Annotated in this window: 1 pseudogene; it reads left to right on the top strand. The window is 49.1% G+C overall.

The window, feature by feature from the left end:
• A pseudogene (locus R8O11_RS31625) lies at positions 1-505 on the top strand (glycogen debranching enzyme); the annotation flags it as partial.

Raw genomic sequence — 505 nt, 5'->3', positions numbered from 1 at the left:
GACTGGAGTTCAGATCAACCAGCATTAAACCTGGTTATGGACACGCTGCGTTACTGGGTTAGCGAATTCAAAATCGACGGTTTCCGTTTTGATTTGGCCGCCACTTTGGGACGTCAAGGGGATGATTACAGCCCGGAAGCGGCATTTTTCAAAGCCGTCGCTCAAGACCCGATTTTGCGTGAAACCAAATTGATTGCCGAGCCGTGGGATATTGGCCCTAATGGCTATCAAGTTGGTAACTTCCCATTTGGTTGGAACGAATGTAACGACAAGCTGCGCGATATTTCCCGCAGTTTTTGGCGTGGTGATCAAGGCTATTTGAAAGAGTTCGCCACTCGCCTTATGGGCTCTCGCGATATTTACAGCGCCGCCAACTGGCCATACAAACTCACGGTAAATTACATCACTTACCACGATGGCTTCACGCTGCAAGATTTAGTCTCTTACAAGCACAAACATAACGAAGCCAATGGCGAAGAGAACCGCGATGGCCACGGTGACAACC

The organism is Vibrio sp. 1288 (genome assembly GCF_033344475.1).
This window is presented reverse-complemented; position numbering and strand designations above follow the sequence as displayed.